The 16676-nt window shown below is 66.5% G+C and carries 16 protein-coding genes and 1 pseudogene; 13 read left to right on the top strand and 4 right to left on the bottom strand.

What is annotated here, in order from left to right; genetic code table 11:
• Positions 1-11 precede the first annotated feature (11 nt).
• Entirely contained in the window at positions 12-728 is a 717-nt protein-coding gene (locus ACIDOCELLA78_RS86240) for a 16S rRNA (uracil(1498)-N(3))-methyltransferase (protein ID WP_201728250.1), read from the bottom strand.
• Between ACIDOCELLA78_RS86240 and ubiA the strand changes: the two genes are divergently transcribed.
• The 6 genes from ubiA (at position 715) to ACIDOCELLA78_RS86210 (ending at position 5877) form a co-directional block, all read left to right on the top strand.
• The gene (gene ubiA / locus ACIDOCELLA78_RS86235; RefSeq protein ID WP_201728249.1) at positions 715-1644 is read left to right on the top strand and encodes a 4-hydroxybenzoate octaprenyltransferase; all 930 of its coding nucleotides are present in this window, start codon (positions 715-717) and stop codon (positions 1642-1644) included. The two genes, ACIDOCELLA78_RS86240 and ubiA, sit on opposite strands and share 14 nt — an antisense overlap.
• Positions 1641-2285 carry a methyltransferase gene (locus tag ACIDOCELLA78_RS86230; RefSeq protein WP_201728248.1) on the top strand — a complete coding sequence of 215 codons (645 nt, stop codon included), beginning with the start codon at positions 1641-1643 and terminating at the stop codon, positions 2283-2285. Before ubiA ends, ACIDOCELLA78_RS86230 begins: the two co-directional genes overlap by 4 nt.
• Positions 2286-2399: 114 nt before the next feature.
• A complete protein-coding gene (gene sdhC, locus ACIDOCELLA78_RS86225) occupies positions 2400-2831 on the top strand; it encodes a succinate dehydrogenase, cytochrome b556 subunit (RefSeq protein ID WP_201728301.1) in 432 nt (143 codons plus the stop codon).
• A 35-nt stretch (positions 2832-2866) separates the two neighbouring features.
• The gene (sdhD, locus tag ACIDOCELLA78_RS86220) at positions 2867-3244 is read left to right on the top strand and encodes a succinate dehydrogenase, hydrophobic membrane anchor protein (protein ID WP_201728247.1); all 378 of its coding nucleotides are present in this window, start codon (positions 2867-2869) and stop codon (positions 3242-3244) included.
• Between the two features lie 22 nt (positions 3245-3266).
• Positions 3267-5078 carry a succinate dehydrogenase flavoprotein subunit gene (gene sdhA, locus ACIDOCELLA78_RS86215; protein ID WP_201728246.1) on the top strand — a complete coding sequence of 604 codons (1812 nt, stop codon included), beginning with the start codon at positions 3267-3269 and terminating at the stop codon, positions 5076-5078.
• A gap of 16 nt (positions 5079-5094) precedes the next feature.
• Positions 5095-5877 carry a succinate dehydrogenase iron-sulfur subunit gene (locus tag ACIDOCELLA78_RS86210; protein ID WP_013640436.1) on the top strand — a complete coding sequence of 261 codons (783 nt, stop codon included), beginning with the start codon at positions 5095-5097 and terminating at the stop codon, positions 5875-5877.
• A gap of 65 nt (positions 5878-5942) precedes the next feature.
• Here the strand turns inward: ACIDOCELLA78_RS86210 and ACIDOCELLA78_RS86205 are convergent.
• A pseudogene (locus tag ACIDOCELLA78_RS86205) lies at positions 5943-7588 on the bottom strand (stimulus-sensing domain-containing protein).
• Positions 7585-8286 carry a response regulator transcription factor gene (locus ACIDOCELLA78_RS86200; protein ID WP_174503103.1) on the bottom strand — a complete coding sequence of 234 codons (702 nt, stop codon included), beginning with the start codon at positions 8284-8286 and terminating at the stop codon, positions 7585-7587. Before ACIDOCELLA78_RS86200 ends, ACIDOCELLA78_RS86205 begins: the two are co-directional and overlap by 4 nt.
• Before the next feature lie 68 nt (positions 8287-8354).
• Here ACIDOCELLA78_RS86200 and ACIDOCELLA78_RS86195 point away from each other — a divergent pair, with 68 nt between their 5' ends.
• Both ACIDOCELLA78_RS86195 and ACIDOCELLA78_RS86190 read left to right on the top strand, forming a co-directional pair.
• Entirely contained in the window at positions 8355-9065 is a 711-nt protein-coding gene (locus ACIDOCELLA78_RS86195) for a HugZ family protein (RefSeq protein ID WP_201728245.1), read from the top strand.
• Positions 9066-9174: 109 nt separating this feature from the next.
• A complete protein-coding gene (locus tag ACIDOCELLA78_RS86190) occupies positions 9175-10797 on the top strand; it encodes a phosphoenolpyruvate carboxykinase (RefSeq protein WP_201728244.1) in 1623 nt (540 codons plus the stop codon).
• Positions 10798-10965: 168 nt separating this feature from the next.
• On the opposite strand, the gene ACIDOCELLA78_RS86185 is transcribed toward ACIDOCELLA78_RS86190, so the two are convergent.
• The gene (locus ACIDOCELLA78_RS86185) at positions 10966-11160 is read right to left on the bottom strand and encodes a hypothetical protein (protein ID WP_201728243.1); all 195 of its coding nucleotides are present in this window, start codon (positions 11158-11160) and stop codon (positions 10966-10968) included.
• 214 nt (positions 11161-11374) lie between these two features.
• On the opposite strand from ACIDOCELLA78_RS86185, the gene ACIDOCELLA78_RS86180 reads away from it, so the two are divergent.
• The 5 genes from ACIDOCELLA78_RS86180 to ACIDOCELLA78_RS86160 all read left to right on the top strand — a co-directional run bounded on the left by ACIDOCELLA78_RS86180 (position 11375) and on the right by ACIDOCELLA78_RS86160 (position 16597).
• The gene (locus ACIDOCELLA78_RS86180) at positions 11375-12544 is read left to right on the top strand and encodes an amidohydrolase (RefSeq protein ID WP_201728242.1); all 1170 of its coding nucleotides are present in this window, start codon (positions 11375-11377) and stop codon (positions 12542-12544) included.
• A complete protein-coding gene (locus tag ACIDOCELLA78_RS86175) occupies positions 12541-13230 on the top strand; it encodes a MarC family protein (RefSeq protein WP_201728241.1) in 690 nt (229 codons plus the stop codon). The genes ACIDOCELLA78_RS86180 and ACIDOCELLA78_RS86175 overlap by 4 nt, the downstream gene beginning before the upstream one ends.
• Before the next feature lie 116 nt (positions 13231-13346).
• Positions 13347-13892, top strand: a complete 546-nt coding sequence (locus tag ACIDOCELLA78_RS86170) for a MarR family winged helix-turn-helix transcriptional regulator (RefSeq protein WP_201728240.1) — start codon at positions 13347-13349, stop codon at positions 13890-13892.
• Positions 13892-14995 carry an HlyD family secretion protein gene (locus ACIDOCELLA78_RS86165; protein WP_201728239.1) on the top strand — a complete coding sequence of 368 codons (1104 nt, stop codon included), beginning with the start codon at positions 13892-13894 and terminating at the stop codon, positions 14993-14995. The genes ACIDOCELLA78_RS86170 and ACIDOCELLA78_RS86165 overlap by 1 nt, the downstream gene beginning before the upstream one ends.
• A 27-nt stretch (positions 14996-15022) precedes the next feature.
• Positions 15023-16597: a DHA2 family efflux MFS transporter permease subunit gene (locus ACIDOCELLA78_RS86160; protein ID WP_201728238.1), complete on the top strand. Its 1575-nt coding sequence runs from the start codon at positions 15023-15025 to the stop codon at positions 16595-16597.
• Positions 16598-16676 lie beyond the last annotated feature (79 nt).

The following is a 16676-nucleotide window of genomic DNA, read 5'->3' as shown; positions in this document are numbered from 1 at the left end:
GGCTCCTGAAATCAGCTGGGCGCGGAACCCGCGAGCAGGCGCGCGAGCCCGGCGATGGCGGCGGTTTCGGCGCGCAGGATGCGCGGTCCGAGTGTTACCGATGACACAAACGCATGGCGGGCCATCGCGTCAAGCTCTTCCGGCGCAAAGCCGCCTTCGGGACCGACAAGAAGCGCGTGGGGTTGCAACGGATCGACCGGCGACAGGGGGGCGGCGTGGCGGCGCTCGGCAGCAACGAAAAGGCGGCGAGACGGCGGAAAGGCGGCGAGAAAACCCGCGAGCGGGAGCGGCTCGGCGATTGCGGGGATGGTCAGGCGCTCGGACTGTTCAGCCGCCTCGGTGGCGATGGCGGCGAGGCGGTCGGCGCGCAGCCTTGCAGGCTGGGTGCGGGCCGTGAGCACGGGAACGAGGCGGGAGACGCCGAGTTCTGTGGCCTTTTCGACGACGAGTTCGGTCATGTCACGCCGGATCGGGGCGAAGCAGAGCCAGCAATCGGGCTCGGGCGCAGGGGCGCGGGTCCGTTCGCCAATCACGAGATGGACGGAGCGGCGGTCGAGCCGGTCGATAGAAGCGGCGAATTCGCCGGATTCGACATTAAAGACCAGCAGCCGGTCGCCGGCGCGGCGGCGCATGACCGCCCCGAGATAGTGCGCCTGGGCTTCCGATGTGGCAAGGGTTGCGCCGGGCGACAGTGGCAAGGGAAGGTGCAAACGGATGAGCGAGGCCATGAGCGACCCTGTAGCAGGCGGAACGCGTTTTACCGATATCCGGGCCGGAGGATGGGTGGCACGACTGCCGGCGCGATTCCGGCCTTTGGCACTGCTGGCGCGACTGGACCGGCCGATCGGCGTGTGGCTGCTGTTCCTGCCGGGGCTCTGGAGCATCCTGCTGGCGCAAGTGGGCGCGTGGACCAGCCTCGGCCTGGTCGCGCTGTTTGCCTTGGGCGCCATCGTGATGCGGGCGGCCGGGTGCGTGGTGAACGATTTATGGGACCGCAAGCTCGACCGGCTTGTGGCGCGGACGGCGGGGCGGCCGCTGGCCTCCGGCGCGGTGTCGGTCCCCGTGGCATTGGGGTTTCTGCTCCTTCTGCTGCTGGCGGGGCTGACGATCCTGCTGATGCTGGGGCGGACAGCACAAATTCTCGGCGTCGTCTCGCTGGTGCTGGTGGCGCTTTATCCCGCGGCGAAGCGGGTGACCTGGTGGCCGCAGGTGATGCTCGGCTTCACCTTCGGCTGGGGCGCGCCGATGGGCTATGCCGCGGCGCACGGCGCGCTGGGCTGGCCGGTGCTGCCGCTCTATGCCGGGACGATTTTGTGGATTCTCGGCTATGACACGATCTACGCGCATCAGGACCGCGAGGACGATGCGCTGGCGGGCATCAAGTCATCCGCGCTCAGGCTCGGCGGACGCACGCGGCTGTGGGTCGCGCTGTGGTATTCTGGAACGATCGCGCTGATCGCCGCCGCGATGGCGATGGCCGGGATGGGGCGGGACGCGATGATCGCGCTGGCGCTGCCGGGCGCACTGCTGGCCTGGCAGGTGGCACGGCTCGATATCGATGACCCGGCGCGCTGCCTCGCGCTGTTCAGGCTGAACCGATGGGTCGGGCTGCTGGTGGGCCTGGCGATGCTGATCGGGCGATGAAGGACGCGGCCGCCTTCATTCGCGCGAGCACGGCGCGCGCAGCACCGGCGCTGGTGCCGGAAATCGAACTGCATCTGGCCACCGAAATCACGCCGATCTGGCAGGCGACCGAAGCATTCCTGGCGGAGACCGGCATTGCGCCGCCCTACTGGGCCTTCGCCTGGCCGGGCTCGATCGCACTGGCGCGGCATGTGCTCGACCACCCGGAGAGCGTGCGCGGCAGGCGGGTGATGGATTTCGCCGCCGGCTCGGGCCTCGCCGCGATCGCCGCGGTGAAGGCGGGGGCGGCACGGGTGACGGCGGTGGAGATCGACCTGGTGGCGGGGGCGGCGATCGGGCTGAACGCGGCGGTGAACGACGTTGCGGTCGAGATCGTGATCGGGGATGTCACCGGCAGTCTGCCGGCGCAGGATCTCATTCTCTGCGGGGATGTCTGCTATGAGAAACCGATGACCGCGCATATCTGGCCGTGGCTGCAGCGCTGCGCGGCGCAGGCAGACGTATGGATTGCCGATCCCGGCCGAGCCTATGTGCCGCGGGCAGGGCTGGTTGAATTCGGACGCTGCACGGTTCCGACCCTGCACGAACTCGAAAGCAGAGTCGCGCGAGAGACCGTATTGTACCGGATCGCGAACGCTTGACAGTGAATTGACCCTCGCCACCTCGGGGACTAAGCAGGTGCAGCATTTCAATTTCGTCATGTGGCGATACTCGGTTCCCGTCATGCGACGACCGTCAGAAAGGTGATGACGAACATGCAGGATGTGCGTGAAGCGCTCATGCAGGGGCGCAACTCGGCGGGCGGAACGGTCCGCCGCCCCCTGTCGCCCCATCTTCAGGTCTATCGTCCGCAGATCACCTCCACCCTGTCGATCCTGCACCGGATCACCGGAGTTGCGCTGTCCGCCGGGGCAATCCTGCTGTCGCTCTGGCTCGCGGCGGCGGCGACCTCGTCCGGCGCGTTTTCCGTGGCACAGGCGATCGTCGGCTCGGTGCTCGGCATGATCGTGCTGTTCGGCTTCACGCTCGCCCTCTTCTACCATTTCTGCAACGGCATCCGGCATCTGCTCTGGGATGCCGGGTTCGGCTTCGATCTTCCGAGCGTGCATCGCTCGGGCAAGGCCGTGGTGCTCGCGGCGGCAGGTCTGACGGTTCTGGCATGGCTGATCGGGCTGGTGGTGCTGTGAGCGCCGGGGGACAGGCTGGTGAAGGAGTTTCATCGATGAAGATCATGCGGTCCGCACTTGGCCGCGCGCGGGGCATGGGCGCCGCCAAGGCCGGCGTGCATCACTGGTGGGCGCAGCGGCTGACCGCCCTGGCCCTGCTGCCGCTCGCGCTCTACGCCGTGCTGTCGGTGCTGCTGCTCAAGGGCGCGACCCAGGCCGAAATGCTGCGCTACATGGCCGAGCCCTGGAACGGGGTACTGTTCCTCGCCCTGGTGATCGCGCTGTTCTATCACCTGCAGCTGGGTTTGCAGGTCGTGATCGAGGACTACATCCGCTCCGAGGGCAAGCGGCTCACGGTCATGCTCGCGATGCGGGCGACGGCCGGGTTCTTCGGTCTGCTGGCCGTCATCTCGGTTCTGAAACTGTCCTTCTGACCCGCCTGGGGAAAACATCGTCATGAACGCAATGTCGAAGCCGTCGCTCGGCGCCTATACGATCATCGATCATACCTATGACGTCATCGTCGTCGGCGCCGGCGGGTCCGGCCTGCGGGCGACGCTCGGCATGGGCCAGGCCGGGCTCAAGACCGCCTGCATCAGCAAGGTGTTCCCGACCCGCAGCCACACCGTCGCCGCGCAGGGCGGCATCGGCGCAGCACTCGGCAATATGGAGCCGGACGACTGGCGCTGGCACATGTATGATACGGTCAAGGGCTCGGACTGGCTCGGCGACCAGGACGCCATCGAATACATGTGCCGCGAGGCGATTCCGGCGATCCATGAGTTGGAGCATTTCGGCGTGCCGTTCAGCCGCACCGAGGACGGCAAGATCTACCAGCGGCCGTTCGGCGGGCACATGAAGGATTTCGGCCAGGCGCCGGTTCGCCGCGCCTGCGCCGCCGCCGACCGCACCGGCCACGCCATCCTGCACACGCTGTATCAGCAGAGCCTGAAGGCGGATGTGGAGTTCTTCGTCGAGTATTTCGCGACCGACCTCATCATGGATGACGAGGGCGCGTGCCGCGGCGTTATGGCCTGGTGCCTGGAGGACGGGACGATCCACCGCTTCCGCGCGCAGCTCGTGGTGCTGGCGACCGGCGGCTATGGCCGCGCCTATCTCTCCTGCACCTCGGCGCATACCTGCACCGGCGATGGCGGCGGCATGGCGCTGCGCGCCGGGCTGCCGATGCAGGACATGGAGTTCGTGCAGTTCCACCCGACGGGCATCTTCCCGGCCGGCTGCCTGATCACCGAGGGCGCGCGCGGCGAGGGCGGCTACCTGACCAACGCCGAGGGCGAGCGCTTCATGGAGCGCTACGCGCCGACGGCGAAGGACCTCGCCTCGCGCGACGTGGTCTCGCGCTCGATGACGATCGAGATCATGGAAGGGCGCGGCTGCGGGCCGAACAAGGACCACATCCTGCTGCACCTCGAAGGGTTGAAGCCGGAGCAGCTGCATGAGCGGCTGCCGGGGATTTCGGAAACGGCGCGGGTGTTCGCCGGCGTCGACGTGACCAAGGCGCCGATCCCGGTGCTGCCGACCGTGCACTACAACATGGGCGGCATTCCGACGAATTATCGCGCCGAGGTGCTGCGCCCGACGAAGGACAATCCGGACGCGATCGTGCCGGGGCTGATGGCGGTGGGCGAGGCGGCGTGCGTTTCGGTGCACGGCGCGAACCGGCTCGGCACCAACTCGCTGCTCGATCTCGTGGTGTTCGGCCGCGCGGCGGCGCATCAGGCGGCGAAGGTGGTGACGCCGGGGGCAACCCAGCCAGCCCTGCCGACCCGCGCCGGCGAGGCCTCGCTCGACCGGCTGGACGCGACGCGTCACGCCAAGGGCGGCACCACCGTCGCCGCACTCCGCGACCAGATGCAGCGGACCATGCAGAACCACGCCGCGGTGTTCCGCAACTCCAAGACGCTGAAGGAAGGTGTGGCAAAGATGTCCGGCCTCTGGCAGGGGCTGAAGGACATCTCGATCGCCGATCGCGGGCTGATCTGGAATTCGGACCTGATGGAAGCGCTGGAGCTGCACAACCTCATGGGCAACGCCATCACCACCATGGCCTCGGCCGAAGCCCGGCACGAGAGCCGCGGGGCGCACGCGCATGACGACTTCCCCGAGCGCGAAGACGCCGAGTGGATGAAGCATTCGCTCGCCCATTGCACGGATGAGGGCGAGGTGGCGCTCGATTATCGCCCGGTGCGGATGCAGACGCTGACCAATGACGTTTCGGTGTTCCCGCCGAAGAAGCGCGTCTACTGAGAAAGGGTTTCGAACCATGGCCGAACTGACCCTCCCGAAGAACAGCCGCGTGACCCAGGGCAAGACCTACAAGGCCGAGCCGGGGGCAACCCGGGTGAAGAGCTTCAAGGTGTATCGCTGGAACCCGGACGAGGATGCCAATCCGCGCGCCGATACCTACGAGATCGACCTCGACAAGTGCGGGCCGATGGTGCTGGACGCGCTGATCAAGATCAAGAACGAGATCGATCCCACACTCACCTTCCGCCGCTCCTGCCGCGAGGGCATCTGCGGCTCCTGCGCGATGAATATCGACGGGACCAACACGCTCGCCTGCCTCAAGCCGATCGAGGAGGTGAAGGAGGCGGTGAACATCAACCCGCTGCCGCACATGCCGGTGGTCAAGGACCTCGTGCCCGACCTCAACCAGGCCTATGCGCAGTATCGCTCGATCGAGCCCTGGCTGCAGGCCGAGACGCCGCCGCCGCCGGATGGCGAGCGCAAGCAGAGCGTCGAGGAACGCGCGGAGCTGGACGGGCTGTGGGAATGCATCCTGTGCTTCTGCTGCACCACCTCCTGCCCCTCCTACTGGTGGAACGGCGACCGCTATCTCGGCCCGGCCGTGCTCATGGCGGCGTATCGGTGGATCGCCGATTCGCGCGACGAGGCGACCGGCAAGCGGCTCGACGCGCTTGAGGATCCGTTCAAGCTCTATCGCTGCCATACGATCATGAACTGCACGCAGACCTGCCCGAAAGGGCTGAACCCCGCGAAAGCGATCGGCAAAATCAAGCAGATGATGGTCGAACGCCAGGGCTGACCCCGGCACGCCTGCGGATCGGGAAAAGGGTCGGCGCAAATGCCGGCCCTTTTTCGTGGGCGGAATTATCCGCGCGGCAGACGGATGACAAAGCGGGCACCGATGACGCCCCATCGGGGTCGCGGCGGTTCTCGGCGGTGATGCGGCCCTGATGCGCCTCGACGATCTGTCGGGAAATCGACAGACCGAGGCCGGAATGGTTGCCGAACCCCTCGCCCTGCGGGCGCTCGGAGTAAAACCGGTCGAACACATGGCCGAGTTTGGCATCGGGAATGCCCGGGCCTTCATCTTCGACGGCGAGTTCGACGATGCTGCCGGTAACGCGACCGCGCAGCCAGATCTTGCCGCGTGGCGGACTGAACGAGATGGCATTGCCGATCAGGTTGCGCAGGACCTGAACGAGCCGCCCCTCGGCGCCACGAACGACAAGGTCAGCCTTCGGCGCGTCGAGCACCATGATCGGCGCATCGGCCTCACGGGTCGATTGATGAATTTCGGCGAGGGCGGCGAGGATGGGAGCGAGGTCGACCGGTTCGAGCGCAGTGCGCGACATTTCGGAATCAAGGCGCGAGGAATCGCTGATGTCGGAGATCAGCCGGTCAAGCCGGCGAACGTCTTGCGAGATGATGTCGAACAGGCGGGCGGCGCGGGCGGGATCGTCCATCCGGCGGACGGTCTCGACAGCGGATCGGATCGAGGAAAGCGGGTTCTTGATTTCGTGCGCGACATCGGCGGCGAACCGCTCGATCGCATCCATCCGCGCCCACAGGGCATGCGCCGATTCCTCCAGGGCGCGGGCAAGGACGCCGATTTCATCGTCGCGCGCGGCGATTGGCGGGGGCACGGGCTCGGTCATCGCACCGCGGCCTTCGCGCAGGCGGCCGGCCGAAGCGGCGAGGCGGAGGAGCGGCGTCGCGATCGTGCGGGCGAGATAGACCGAAAGCAGCACGGTCAGCACGAGGGCGAGCACGAACAGGCCGAGGATCGACACCCGCACGGCAAAGACCGCGCGGTCCACCTCGGTCGCCTCGCGGGTGAGGAGTACGGCGCCGACCGTGTTCTTGGCGCGGACGATCGGCACGGAGACGGTGATCAGCAGCCGGCCATCGGCGGCACGACGGATGAAGGGCGGCGCCGCGCGCGCTGGCTGCGCACTGGTAAGTTTCAGCACCTCCCGCACGCTGGGCTGCCAGCCGAGACCCGCAGCGCCCGGATCGTGCCCGGCGGAGGTGACCTCGGCGCTGGGGAGAAAGGCGACGAACTGATCGTAGAGGAAGCTGATGGCGCGGGCGAAGTCGCCACGCGGGCGAACCGGCGGCAGCGGTTCGGTAATGATGGCGCCGCCCGGCCCCTGACGAATGCGCGAATTGGCGATCACCCGACCATCCGGGCCATAAACCAGCGCTTGAGCGTTCGGCGTCGGCTCGATCAGGCGATAGAGCAGCGGGCGGGCAAGATCGGGCTTCAGCGCCGGCTGGTTGGCCACATCGGTCTGCACCGCCGATTCGGCGAGCGCGCCGGCATAGATCCGCGCCTGCTCACGCAGCGCGGTGACCTCGGCGGTCAGCAACCCGTGCTGGTACTGGTCGAGATAAAGCAGGGCGGCGACGATGAGGGCCAGCGGCAGGGCATTGACCAGCAGGATCCGGCGCAGCAGCGGCGAAATCCGCCGCCAGCCGAGCATCGCCGCACCCGGACGGGCCAGGCTCATGCTTCCTTGTAGCGGTAGCCGATGCCGTACAGCGTCTCGATCTGGTCGAACTCGTCATCGACGGCGCGAAACTTGCGCCGCAGCCGCTTGATATGACTGTCGATCGTGCGGTCATCGACATAGACGCTCTCGCCATAGGCGGCGTCGATCAGCTGGTCTCGCGACTTGACCATGCCCGGGCGAGCGGCAAGCGCCTTGACCAGCAGGAATTCGGTGACGGTGAGCTGGATATCCTGCCCCTTCCAGAGGCATTGGTGCTTGGTTTCATCGAGCGTGAGATCGCCCCTGCCAATGACGCCGGTGGGGGCGGCGCCGGAGCCTTCGGCGCGACTCGTCTCGTTGCGGCGGAGCAGGGCGCGAATGCGCTCGATCAGCAGGCGCTGGCTGAAGGGTTTGGTGATGTAGTCGTCGGCGCCGAGGCGCAAGCCCATCAGCTCGTCAAGCTCATCGTCCTTGCTGGTGAGGAAAATGACCGGCATCGCCGAGCGGGCGCGGAGGCGCTGGAGCAGCTCCATCCCGTCCATGCGCGGCATCTTGATATCGAGCACGGCGAGATCGGCCGGACGGGTCAGCAAACCCTGGAGTGCCGACTCCCCGTCGGTATAGGTGCGAACGGCATATCCCTCTTGTTCGAGTGTCATCTGCACCGATTCGAGGATGTTCCGGTCGTCGTCGACGAGAGCGATGGTCTGTTTCATGAAAATTTTGCCTTGCAGCGAACTTCGTCGCATTATCCCGACATGACGTGACGGGAATATGGCGCCAAATGCAAGAGCACCGTGAGATCCAGAACGACATTCACCGTGACGCGCGGCTGCTGCTGCGGGCGGCACGGTCAGGCAGTCTTGCGGTGATCGAGGACGATTATCCTGCGATCGCGCTTGTTACCCCGGCCGTGCTGCTGGATGGCGACGTCGTGGTGCTGCTCTCCCAGCTTTCCGCCCATACCAGGGCGCTCGACCGCAACCCCGCCTGCGCGTTGATGGTGAGCGGCGAGGCAACCGAGACGAACCCGCAGACCAGCCCACGCCTGTCGCTGGTATGCGATGCCGAACGGTCCGAAGCGCCAGAGGACCGGGAGCGCTATCTGACGATTCACCCCTATGCCCGCGCCTATGCCGGATTCAGCGATTTCGGGGTCTATCGGCTGACCCCCGTTGCGGCGCGGTTTGTCGGCGGGTTTGCCCGGGCGGCGACGCTGGATGTCGACCGGCTGGCGCCGCGCACCCCGGCGCTGCGGGATGAACGGGCCTGCATCGAGGCGATGGCGACCGCAAACCGCACGCTCGGCGCGCGGCTGGATGCGGCCGCAGCGGCGGCGGGCGGCACCGGAGGCGGCTGGACGATGGTGACGCTCGACCCCGACGGGTTCGATCTGGCACGGGAGGACATCGTGCTGCGCATCGACTTCGAGCGGATGTTGCGGGTCTATTCCGACGTGCTCACGGTCTTGGCCGATAGCGCGGCGCATGGTTGAGTTTCGCTGAACGCGGTCATATTTTCGCTTTTCAGGTTTGGAAAAACCCGAAAGGGACGGCATAAGGCTTAAATCGAACATCAAAGCCGAGCCAAGAAAGATCAGAGCCGTGACGCCAAAGACGACGAACACCGACTCCGCCGCCCGCAATGCGGCGATCCTGGCCCATGCGGGCATTACCCGCGCCGCCACTCTGCACGTGAACCTGACCGCTCCGGCGCTGGTGACCCATGCGCTACGCCGCGGCGAAGGACGACTTTCCGCAGACGGCGCGCTGATGGTCGAAACCGGCGTGCATACCGGCCGGTCGGTTGCCGACAAGTTCGTTGTGGACGAGCCGGAATCCACCTCGGAAATCTGGTGGGGCAGCGTCAATCAGAAATTGTCCGCTCCACATTATGCGACGCTCCGTGGCCGGGTGCAGGCCTTCCTGCAGGACCGTGAGCTGTTCATTCAGGACCTGTTCGCGGGCGCCGATCCGAAAAACCGCATCCGCGTGCGGCTGGTGACCACCAATGCCTGGCAGGCGCTTTTCGCCCGCAACATGTTCATCCGCCCCGCTGAGGCGGAGCTGGAGGGTTTCGAGCCGGATTTCGTGATCCTGCACGCGCCGGACTTCGAGGCCGACCCCGCAATCGACGGGGTGCGCTCCTCGACCGCGATCGCCCTGTCCTTTGCCGAGCGGCGGATCGTCATCGCCGGAACCCGATATGCCGGCGAGATCAAGAAATCGATCTTCACGGTGATGAACTGGCTGCTGCCCGCGCGCGGCGTGCTGCCGATGCATTGCAGCGCCAATATCGGCCAGGACAACGACGTCGCCCTGTTCTTCGGCCTGTCGGGCACCGGCAAGACCACCCTCTCCTCCGACCCGGCGCGCCGGCTCATCGGCGATGACGAGCATGGCTGGGGGCCGGATGGCGTGTTCAATTTCGAGGGCGGCTGCTACGCCAAGGTGATCGACCTCTCGGCCGAGGCCGAGCCGGAAATCCATGCCGCAAGCCATCGCTTCGGCACCGTTCTCGAGAACGTGGTGGCGGATGCGCGCGGGGTGGTGGACCTCGCCGATCGCAGCCTGACCGAGAACACGCGCTCGTGCTACCCGATCGAGTTCATCCCGAATGTCGAGCGCAGCGGCCGCGGCGGCATGCCGCGCAACGTGGTGATGCTGACAGCGGATGCGTTCGGAGTGCTGCCGCCGATCGCGAAACTGACGCCGGCGCAGGCGATGTATCATTTCCTCTCCGGCTACACCGCCAAGGTGGCAGGCACCGAGAAGGGGCTGGGCCGCGAGCCGCAGGCGACCTTCTCGACCTGTTTCGGCGCGCCGTTCCTGCCCCGCCCGCCGCGGGTTTACGGCGAGTTGCTGGCGAAGCTGATCGCCGAGCATGGCGTCTCGTGCTGGCTGGTGAACACGGGCTGGACCGGCGGGTCGTTCGGCACCGGTCAACGCATGTCGATCCGCCATACGCGCGCTTTGCTCAATGCAGCATTGTCCGGCGCGCTGGAGGGCACAAGCTTCCATCCCGACCGGGCGTTCGGCCTGATGATCCCCGATGCGGTCGCGGGCGTGCCCTCCTCGGTGCTCGATCCGCGGGAAGCCTGGGCGGACAAGGCAGCCTACGACCGGCAGGCGGCGGAGCTGGTGGCGCGGTTCGAGGAGAATTTCGCCCGGTTCGCGGAAACCGTCGACGAGGATATTCGCGCCGCGGCAATCCGCTCGGCCGCCTGACGCGACCGAAGCCAGAATGGCCATTGTTTCCCGAATATCGGAGACAGCCCTGGGCCAAATGAAACGCCCCTGAAATTCGCATGTGAATTTCAGGGGCGGCATTCCTGCGTATTGCCACCAACATCGCGACCCGCCGCATGCGGCGGGCGCAAAGTCAGCGCGTTTTACTCAGTTGTTGTGCTGGGCCTCGGCAGGGGCAGTCTGGCCGGCCGTGTGGCTGGTCTTGAACTGCGTGCCGTAAGCGTTGTTGATCTTCTGCACGAGCTGGTCGTGGGCGCTGCCGATATTGGCGGCGCTGGCAGCAGCCGGCGCGATGGCGCCAAGGGCGGCGATGAGGGCGATTGTGCGGGTCAGCTTCGTCATGGGAGTCTTCCTTTCTGATCTGGCTTTCGGCCTTGCTGTTCCGGAGCCGCGCTCCGTCTGAAACTGCATATAGACCCTTTGCTGCACCGCAATAACGGGTGAGGAATACCTATCACCCATACGTCAGCCGCATGAAACCTTTTGCCGATGCAGGTTGAGCCAAGCAGCGCGGCATGGGTGACGGCATAGTGGTTTTGGTCTTATTCTCGACGCCATGACGATCGATGAGCAGCTCATTGCATGGGCAGCAGAATTTTCCTCCTGGCGCCGCGACTTCCACGCCCATCCTGAACTCGGCTATCAGGAACGCCGCACCGCGGCGCTGGTGGCTGAACGGCTTTCGGCGTTCGGCCTGGAGGTGACGACCGGGATCGGCGGCACCGGCGTGGTCGGCACGCTGCGGGCGGGCTCGGGCAACCGGGCGATCGCGCTGCGCGCCGATATGGACGCGCTGCCCATCGAGGAGGCGGGCGACGCGCCCTGGCGCTCGACCACTCCGGGGACGATGCATGCCTGCGGCCATGACGGACACACCACGATGCTGCTTGCCGCGGCGCGCTACCTCGCCGCGACGCGGCGGTTTTCCGGGACAATCCATTTCATCTTCCAGCCCGCCGAGGAAGGCGGCGCCGGCGCGCGGGCGATGCTGGAGGACGGGCTGCTGGAACGGTTCCCGTTCGATTCGGTGTTCGGCGCGCATAACGATCCGCTCCTGCCGATGGGTGTGGTTTCGGCATCCCCCGGAACGGTGAACGCGGCATCGGATACGCTGCGGATCCGGCTGACCGGCAAGGGCGGCCACGCGGCGAGGCCGCACCAGACGATCGACCCGATCGTCGCAGGGGCGCAGATCGTGGTCGGGTTGCAGAGCCTGGTCGCGCGGCGGATCGCGCCGCTCGATTCGGCTGTGGTCTCGGTCTGCACCTTCCATGCCGGCAGCGCCAATAACGTGATCCCCGAGGCGGCGACCCTGTCGGGTACGGTGCGCACGCTGCTGCCGCACGTGCAGGACCACATGGCGCGCGAGATTCCGGGCCTGGTGGCCGAACTCGCCGCCGCCGCCGGGGTGGCGGCGGAGATCGGCTACGAGCGGGGCTATCCGCCGGTGGTCAACGATGTCGCCGCCGCTTCCGCCTTCGCCGAGGCGGCGCGGGGGGTGGTCGGCGCGGCGCAGGTGCGGACGACCATGCCAGCCTCGATGGGCGGGGAGGATTTCGCCTTCTATGCGCTGGAGCGGCCGGGCTGCTTCTTCCGCATCGGCCAGGCCGACGGCGAGCGCGGCGCGGTGCCGCTGCATCACCCGCGCTATGATTTCAACGACGCGATCATCCCGCTCGGGGCGGCGCTGTTTGCCGCTGTGGTGGCGCGGGAGCTGCCGGCTTGAGCCTGTTCGGCCCCGGGCTGCACGCCTTCCTGCTCGGGTTTCCGGCGCTGCTGTCGATCGTCAATCCGCTCGCCGGGGCGATCATCTTCAACGAGATCACCGGCAATGCGAGCCGCTCCGTGCGGGCGATGCTGGCCCGCAAGGTGGGGATGAACAGCGCCGCGGTGATGCTCGTCTCGCTCTGGGCGGGCAGCTATATCCTGAATTTCTTCGGCATCACGCTGAACGCGCTGCGGCTGGCCGGCGGCGCGGTGGTGGCGAGCCGGGCGTTCCAGATGCTGAACGCGCCGGAAGTCACCGAAGCGCGCAAACAGGCGCAGGCGGCGAGTTCGCTGCCGGCACCGGACCAGGACCCGGACGAAATCGCCTCGATGGCGTTCTTTCCGCTCACCCTGCCCTTCACCACCGGGCCGGGAACCATCGCCGTGGCGGTGACGCTGGGGACGGAGCGCGGCGCTTATGGCACGCCGCTCGGCGCGTTCTTCACCGGCATGTCGCTCGCGGCGATCGCGATCGCCGCGATCACCTGGATCAGCTACGCGGCGGCCGATCGGCTGGATGTGATTCTGGGCGCGACCGGGCGGCGGGTGCTCTCGCGCCTCGCTGCATTCATCCTGCTTGGAATCGGCGTGCAGATCATGCTGTCCGGCGCCATTCCGGTGTTGCACGAGGCGCTGGCCCGGTAAGCGCCCGGAGCCGGCGCGGGCGGCGCAAGGGCATGAAACGAGGACCGGCCCCTGCGAAAAACGCAGAACTGCGGCAGTAGCACTTACTCGTAACGCACCTTATTATCTCGGGGGCTATGTCCCAGTTACCCGCCGAACCCGACCTGCTGCTGCTGCTGCACGATGTGGCGCGGCTGCTGCGGCTTGAAACCGATCGCCGTGCGAGGCTGCACGGCATGAACCGCGCGCAATGGGCGATGCTGATCAAGCTCGCCCGGCATCCCGGCCTGTCGCAGAAGGATCTCGCCGAATTGCTCGAGGTCGAGCCGATGAGTGTGGCACGGCTGACCGACCGGCTGGCGGCGCGCAACCTGGTGGAGCGGCGGGCCGACCCGCGTGACCGGCGTATCTGGCGCCTGCACCTGACCGAGGCGGCGCAGCCGCTCCTCGCCGAGATCGAGACCCAGCGCGGCGCCGTCGCCGCACTGATCGGCAACGGGATCGCGCCCGAGACGATGGACACGCTGGTCACCGGATTGCTGCGGATCAAGGCGACCCTGCTCGGCGCGGGCCGCTGCGGGGCCGCGACACATGATGAGACCGGCGCGACAGATCACGGCACAATGGCCGGCGATGCGCCTCGCGACAATACCACGGCAGACGCCGAACAGGAGATGGTTTGATGTCCCATACGAGTACAGCCGCCGGCCCGGTGGCCCGCGAGGCCGAGACCCGCGAGGAAGCGACCCGGGGCCGTCGCTCGGGCCGGATGCTGCGGCCTTTGCTGATGATCGGCGGCGTGGCGGTGATCCTCGGCGCCATCCTTGTCTACTGGCTGGTGAGCGGTGGGACGGTGAGCGTGACGGACACCTATGTCCAGGCGGGCAAGGTGGCGCTGTCCACCGACGTGTCAGGCCTGGTGGAAACCATCGACGTTCACGACAATGAAAAGGTGAAGAAAGGCCAGGTGCTGTTCACCCTTGATCCCTCGCGCTTCGAGGTGGCGATCGCGCAGGCGAAGGCCAACCTCGCCGAAGTGAGCCAGCAGGTCGAGGCAACTCGGGCCGGCTATCGCGCCGAGATCGCCAAGATCCGTACCCAGCAATCGGTGGTCGACAACGACAGGCTGAACTTCAAGCGCTACGCGGCACTCGTGCATACTGGCGGCGTGACGCGCACCGCCTATGACGATGCGAAATACAAGCTCCAGGGCGACGAGGCGACGCTAGATGCGATGACCGCGCAGGCGGGTGTCGATCTCGCGAAACTCTCGGGCGACCCGAAGATCAAGGCGCAGGACACGCCGCAATACAAGGCGGCGAAGGCGGCGCTGGCCACCGCCGAGCTGAACTACCGCCATTCGATCGTGCGTGCGCCCTTCGCCGGAGTAGTAACCGAAACCGACAAGCTGCGGCCGGGCATGTTCCTGCCGGCCGGCACCGCTGCCTTCGCACTTGTCTCGAATACGGATATCTGGATCCGCTCTCAGCCGAAGGAAACCTCGCTGACCTGGGTGAAGCCGGGGGACAAGGTGAGCGTGCATGTCGACACCTATCCGGGCCGCACCTGGCAGGGCGTTGTCGCCAGCATCGCGCCGGCCAGCGGGTCGAGCTTCTCGATCCTGCCAGCGGAGAATTCCTCAGGCAACTGGGTGAAGGTCGTGCAGCGCATTCCGCTGCGGGTGAACATCATCGGCGGGCCGAAAAATCTCGTGCTGCGCAACGGCATGACCGCCGAGATCACGATCCATACGGGCCATCAGAACCGGCTTTCGGACCTGTTCTGAGCCGGATTGACGCGGGGGCGCTGAACCATGGCCGGGCCGGCTTCGCACGAGGAGGAAATGCAGCTCAGCGGGCTGCCGCGCGCGATCGTGACGGTCGGCTGCATGATCGGCACGCTGATGCAGGCGCTGGACGCGACCATCGCCAACGTCTCGCTGCCCTACATGCAGGGCTCGCTCTCGGCCTCGTATGACGAGATCACCTGGGTTCTGACCTCCTACGTGATCGCCGCGGCGATCATGACCGCGCCGGTTGGCTGGCTTGCCGCTCAGTATGGGCGGAAGAACATCTTCCTGTTCTCGCTGGTGGGCTTCACCGTCAGCTCGATGATGTGCGGCGTCGCCACCTCGCTCGGCGAGATGGTGATGGACCGGCTGCTGCAAGGCGTGTTCGGCGCGGCGCTGGTGCCGTTGAGCCAGTCCACCATGCTGGACATCTACCCGGTCGAGAAGCGTGGCTCGGCAATGGCGATCTGGGGTGTTGGCGTGATGATCGGCCCCATCCTCGGGCCGACGCTGGGCGGCTATCTCACCTATTTCTACGACTGGCGCTACGTGTTCTTCGTCAACGTGCCGTTTGGCGTCGCTGCCCTGCTGGCGCTCGGCGCCTTCATGCCGAAGCGGGCGAAGCGGCCGGCAAGCGGGCATTTCGACTGGATCGGCTTTGCCGTGCTGTCGCTCTTTCTCGGGTCGTTGCAGATCATGCTTGATCGCGGGCAGGAGAAGGACTGGTTCGGTTCACCCGAAATCGTCACCTTCGCGGTGCTGGCCGTCATCGGGCTCTATCTGTTCATCGTCCACATGATGACCGCGAAGGCGCCTTTCATCCCGCGCGGCGTGTTCGCCGACCGAAATCTGAATGCCGGGCTGATCACCATGTTCGCGGTCGGCTCGGTGCTGCTCTCCTCGGCGACGCTGATGCCGCCCTTCCTGGAAAAGCTCGGCAACTATCCGGTGGAGACGGCGGGCCTCGTGATGGCGCCACGCGGCATCGGCACGATGGGCGCGATGATGCTGGCGGGGCGGCTGTCGAACCGGATCGACCCGCGCGCGCTGATGGCGGCGGGCTTCGCGCTGCTCGTCGTCTCGTTCTGGATGATGCAGCAATGGTTGCCCTCCTCGCCGCAGGACTACATGGTCGAAACGCTGATCGTGCAGGGGATGGGGCTTGGGTTCGTGTTCACGCCGCTGCAGGTCGTCGCCTTCTACACGCTGCCGCAGGCGCTACGCACACAGGGAACCTCGCTGCTCAGCCTGATGCGAAATATCGGCATGGCGGTGGGCATTTCCGTCACCGAGGCGGTGCAGGTGCAGATGGCGCAGGTGAACCACGCGACTCTGGCCGACCACGTGACGCCATTCAGCCGCAACCTTCAGGTGGGCGGCGCTGTATCGCACATGCTCGATCCACTCACGCATGCCGGCGCCGCGCTGCTGAACGCAACCCTCGACCAGCAGGCCCAGATCATCTCCTTCATCGATTCGTTCAAGTTCATGATGATCGTGAGCATCCCGACCATGTTCTGCCTGTTGCTGATGCGCCGGCCGCCACGCACCGCCATGGCCGCGAAGACGGAGAAGCCGGAAATGGCGGTCATGGAGTGATTTTTCACCTTCCTGTTGATTTCCGCTGAGATCTGACCCGGGAATTCCATCGAGATTTGACCCGCCCATAGTTTATGAT

The sequence above is a fragment of the Acidocella sp. C78 genome, from assembly GCF_907164655.1.
Note: the sequence above shows the minus strand (reverse complement) of the source record. Positions and strands in the feature narration are given on the sequence as shown.

Bases quoted from the DNA above. Each gene is read 5' to 3' on its own strand.
- ubiA (WP_201728249.1), top strand. From the start codon at position 715: ATGAGCGAGGCCATGAGCGACCCTGTAGCAGGCGGAACGCGTTTTACC.
- ACIDOCELLA78_RS86240 (WP_201728250.1), bottom strand. From the start codon at position 728: ATGGCCTCGCTCATCCGTTTGCACCTTCCCTTGCCACTGTCGCCCGGC.
- ACIDOCELLA78_RS86230 (WP_201728248.1), top strand. From the start codon at position 1,641: ATGAAGGACGCGGCCGCCTTCATTCGCGCGAGCACGGCGCGCGCAGCA.
- sdhC (WP_201728301.1), top strand. From the start codon at position 2,400: ATGCAGGATGTGCGTGAAGCGCTCATGCAGGGGCGCAACTCGGCGGGC.
- sdhD (WP_201728247.1), top strand. From the start codon at position 2,867: ATGAAGATCATGCGGTCCGCACTTGGCCGCGCGCGGGGCATGGGCGCC.
- sdhA (WP_201728246.1), top strand. From the start codon at position 3,267: ATGAACGCAATGTCGAAGCCGTCGCTCGGCGCCTATACGATCATCGAT.
- ACIDOCELLA78_RS86210 (WP_013640436.1), top strand. From the start codon at position 5,095: ATGGCCGAACTGACCCTCCCGAAGAACAGCCGCGTGACCCAGGGCAAG.
- ACIDOCELLA78_RS86200 (WP_174503103.1), bottom strand. From the start codon at position 8,286: ATGAAACAGACCATCGCTCTCGTCGACGACGACCGGAACATCCTCGAA.
- ACIDOCELLA78_RS86195 (WP_201728245.1), top strand. From the start codon at position 8,355: ATGCAAGAGCACCGTGAGATCCAGAACGACATTCACCGTGACGCGCGG.
- ACIDOCELLA78_RS86185 (WP_201728243.1), bottom strand. From the start codon at position 11,160: ATGACGAAGCTGACCCGCACAATCGCCCTCATCGCCGCCCTTGGCGCC.
- ACIDOCELLA78_RS86180 (WP_201728242.1), top strand. From the start codon at position 11,375: ATGACGATCGATGAGCAGCTCATTGCATGGGCAGCAGAATTTTCCTCC.
- ACIDOCELLA78_RS86170 (WP_201728240.1), top strand. From the start codon at position 13,347: ATGTCCCAGTTACCCGCCGAACCCGACCTGCTGCTGCTGCTGCACGAT.
- ACIDOCELLA78_RS86165 (WP_201728239.1), top strand. From the start codon at position 13,892: ATGTCCCATACGAGTACAGCCGCCGGCCCGGTGGCCCGCGAGGCCGAG.
- ACIDOCELLA78_RS86160 (WP_201728238.1), top strand. From the start codon at position 15,023: ATGGCCGGGCCGGCTTCGCACGAGGAGGAAATGCAGCTCAGCGGGCTG.